The sequence below is a fragment of the Microbacterium sp. P2_F9 genome, from assembly GCF_056403635.1.
In genome coordinates this window covers 1-4,186 of sequence record NZ_JBFUFC010000259.1, presented here as the reverse complement: position 1 = coordinate 4,186, position 4,186 = coordinate 1, and the positions used below count along the sequence as shown (strand labels likewise).

The following is a 4,186-nucleotide window of genomic DNA, read 5'->3' as shown; positions in this document are numbered from 1 at the left end:
GGTCTGGGTCGCCAGTGCGACGGCTTCCTGAATCCGCCCTGGGCGGACCTCTTCTGCTCCCAGGTCGGGATGATCGGGGAACTCGTTTGTCCAGGCGGTCTCGAGCGAGTGACGCAACCCCGAGAGCAGGTCTCCCGTGGGCGGCGGTGCGATCGTGAGTCCTGTTGCCAGGGTTCCGAAGATCTCGTTCCCGGCGAGGTCGCTGCCGACGTTCACCTCATCGGGTGCGTTCACCCCGTAGGCCTGGCGCAGCGTCCCATTGAGGACGTCCGTTAGGGTGCGCCGCTGAGTCTCGAGGGTCTGGCGTGCGGGCCCGCGGTCGGTGACGGGAAGGTGGTCCGCGTTGAGGTCGAATCGGCCGTTGAGCAGATACTCCAGCAGCACGAGTTTGCCGAGGTCGGTCTGCCGAGCATCCGAGAGGAAGTTCGGGATCCACGCGATCGTGTTCGACGCACGGCCACTCTCCCGGAGTTTGCGCAACCGGGCCACATCGTCGGCGGGACTATGAGTACCGCTGTCGTACGGGAAGTCGATGACCGCACGCCACTCGGTGTCGCTGTGGACGAGGTCGCTGTCGAGCACATCGGCATCGTCGCGGATGTTGCCGAACTTCACCGTGACCGTGCGCCTATGCCCCCGCCACACGTGCGAAAGCGTTCGCCCGACCAGGTTGTCTGGCGGCAGTTCGAGCTCCTTGGCGATCAGCTTGCGGATGAGTTCGCGACGTGTTTGATCGTTGTCTTCGATCCGCACTCTGTCGAGGATCGAGTCGTAGTCGACCCCGCTGAGCGTCGCGGTGATGATCGGGTCGGCGCCGTCGCCGATGCTGATCTCTCCGAACTCCCCCGCCCATGCCCGAACGATCTGAAGGACCTGCTCGGTTTCGGTGCCGGGGATGAACGCGTCGATGGTTCCCCAGTTAAGCGCGGCAAGCTTCGCGGCGGTGAGGTTCGCGAGTGAACGCGCCTCGGGAGCGAGCGCCGCGATCAGCACGGTCTTGGCGAGGCGATCCTCGGTGACGAACGCGTGATTGCGCGGCAGATCGGCCACCTGCGATTCGGTGAGCTGATGCTTGCGCAGCAGATACGGGAGCATCTTGGTGCGGTAGAAGCGCGCCGAGATCGCGAAGTGCTGCTTCATCTCTTCGGTAAGAGGCTGCGATCCGCCCAGCACCACGGGCGCGTAGAGATCGCCCACTGGGATGACGTCCCGTGCGACGAGCACTTCGCGCCCGTCGCTGAGAAGCTCGGCCATAAGCTTCAGCGCGGTGCGTTCGCGCTGCATGAGGCTGGACAGCGCCACCATCGTGTCGACGAGAGCCGGCGAGAACGGATAGACGTTGCCGAACGCCTTCTCGTCGGAGTTCGCCTCGTCCGACAGCAGGTAGCCCCACGCAGCGTAGTCACGCTTCACCTCGGCGACCGCTGCCGCCAGCGTCGCCGCGGCATCGTCCGACACCGGGCGGAGCAGTCGCTGCTTCACGATCTTCGGCAGGTCGGCTGCCTTGAGTGCGACCTTCGAGAAGCGGTCCTCCCAGTACTGGAAGAGCTGCGTCTGCGCGGCGCGTTGCGCGCCGGCCATGTGCCCCCCGAGGAAGTCGCTCAGCGCGCGCTGCCGCGCGAGGAACGACGTGATCGGGATTGGAAGGCCGGCGGCGGCGTTCTCGCCCACCTGAACGACCTTCTCGATCTCTCCCTGCACCCAGTTCTGGTCGCCGAGATGCTGACCGAGCCACAGCACGACCTCGTCGATGAGGAACACAAGACCCTGGTAACCAAGCATCTTGGCGTGCGTGGCGAGGGCGTGGAGGCCGTCTTTCATGGGCAGCCATTCGCCCGAGCGTCCGTACCCGGGGAAGTACACGGCGGTCAGGTCGGCGACAAGTCGAATACGGTCGGGGTGCCTCGGGGCTTCGGCTGCTGCCGCGTCGAAGGTCGCGGAGTTCCACGCGGCGCCTAAATCGCCCCATCCCGCATCGCCGCCGCCGCCGAGCCCATCGAAGAAGGCAGTATCACCCATGCGCGCGCGCCAACTGCGCGCGTCGTCGAGCAGGCTGTCGCTTGCGTGCAACACGGGAGGGGCAGTGTCCGGATGCTTCGTCCGCACCGTGTCGAGGTACCCGCCGAAGATCGCGTCCTCGAACGAACGAGCTCCGAGCAGGTTGTAGTCCAGCACCAGGAGCTTCGTGTCGAGTGTGCGGAGCCGTGTTGCCACGACGGCTTCGAGCCCAGGGATCTGCCGTGCCGCGACACTCCCCGAGAGCAGCAGGTGCAGCACGGCCATGTAGTGCGACTTGCCGGAGCCGAACGATCCGTCGAGGAACGCTCCGCGAGACGATCCCTGGCTCAGCGCGCTCGTGACGAGGTCGAGTCCCTCGGCGATCGCTGTGGCGATGGCGTCGGTGACGACGTAGTCCTTGATCGTCTGCTCGTGACGCGCGACGCCCTCGTCGAGTTTGATGACGAAGTCAGCAGCCTCGACTCGCTCGGGGATCGCGATGAGGTCTCGCAGCGGAGAGTTCAAAGTGGTGGTCATGATGCGCTCCTMCGGCCCCGCGTGGGTGCGGGTGGGCGCCACGCGATGATCTGATCCCGGCCGAGCCCCAGACGGCCGAGCAACGCCGTCGTCACGCCGGCGACCGCCGCCGCAGGGCTGACGCCCGATCTCGCGTCGATGTCATCGTGCCACTGCTTGAGCCACGGCTCGAGTTCGATCAGCACCCCCACGACCGGAATGACCTGATCATCGGATGCCCCGGCACGACTCAGATCGTTCGCGAGACGTGCGAACGCCTGGCCCCTCTCGCCATGGTCCCATCCGGCCCAGCCATACACCTCGGTCGTGTCGTCCGGCAGCTTCGACCCCGGAACAGAGATGAACCGCTCTTTCGGCACGTCGAGCTTGCCGCGCGCCGACCAATACGAGGTCTTCGCGAAATCGGTCGGACCGTACTTCGGCGGCACTGGAACATCGACCCGCTCCCCACGGTCCTCCAAACGCTGCAACTCCCACGTGTGCTCCCACGCCCGAAACTTCTCCAACCCCGACGGCTTGTACCGAAGCGCCGCGAGGGCCGGTACCGCCTCAGGGGCGAGCAGCCGGCCCGCCTCGGCCGTCAGGTCGTAGTCCTGGGAGCCCGTGTGGATCGTCAGCAACTCACGGAACCGCTCATCACGCCGAAGCGCGTCACCCACCTGTGCCGCCGAGCGAATGATTGGACGACCGGAGGCGTCGTGCCACAGCTCCGGAGCCTCCAACCGATCCAGCAAAGCCGTTTCCACAGCCCCGCGGACCAGCCGTTCCCATGACGCACCAGCCCAACGCCGTTTGTACTCGGGTTGCTCCAGTAGCCGCAGCGAGGGGTTGTTCTCAATCGCATCAAGTCGTCGTTCGACCAGGTTCCGATACGAGTCCGGCCAGTGTGTCGGGAGTGTGGTCAACGGAGCGCGACCATGCCGCTCGAACCAGGCGGTCTCGGTTTCGTCCGCCGCGACTGTGCGGGCGAGGCGAATGTCCACGGCTCGCTCGTTCGGCTCGATCGGCTCGAGATCAATCAGCTCGGGAGCCAAATCCGCTTCGGCCAGCCCGTACGCGACGTACATCCGCCAGTCGAGCTCCTCCTGAAGCGCGACCATCTCGCGACCAAAGCGGAGCCACTCTCGTTCGTTCACGCTGAGGTTCGACGCGCCATCCGAGGCGAGGACCTTCGCGGGGGCGATCGCTGCACGATTGATAGCAGCCTCGTCGATCCTGCGAGCGAGATCGCGTGCGCGTTCACGTGGGAGCGGGAACTCCTGGAGCTTCGTGCCGGTGAACTCGAAGAATTCCTCCCAATCCTCGCCGCGATACCCTTCGTTGACGCCGCCGTTCCCCTTTCCGTGGCTAACTTGCTTCAGCCAGAAGAGCGCCGCCGAGGAGTTAAGAACACCGAGCAGGTCGTAGTGGTCGTCATTGGTCGCTCCTTCGGGCARCTTGATCACTGGCGCCGACCTGTTGAACACCTTCCCACCCCGGTCCAGCACAAAGTGGTTATGCGTCGCGACAAACGCAAACGGGATCAGATATTGAGCCGCAAGACGTCGCTGGTTCGGGAGTATGTACGTGCCCCACCACTCACCGCGGTCTTCTCGAKTCTGCTGGAACGCGAGCCCCGCTCGTAGCGTCGAGCGAAAAGGCCAGTATGTCC

Annotated in this window: 2 protein-coding genes; both read right to left on the bottom strand. The window is 65.3% G+C overall.

The window, feature by feature from the left end:
• Nucleotides 1-2,535: hypothetical protein (locus AC1DVT_RS18325; RefSeq protein WP_477390601.1), on the bottom strand; the 2,535-nt coding region annotated here is incomplete at its 3' end.
• Nucleotides 2,532-4,186, bottom strand: a 1,655-nt coding sequence (gene pglX / locus AC1DVT_RS18320; protein WP_477390599.1) for a BREX-2 system adenine-specific DNA-methyltransferase PglX, incomplete at its 5' end; no start/stop codon positions are given. The genes AC1DVT_RS18325 and pglX, both read right to left, overlap by 4 nt.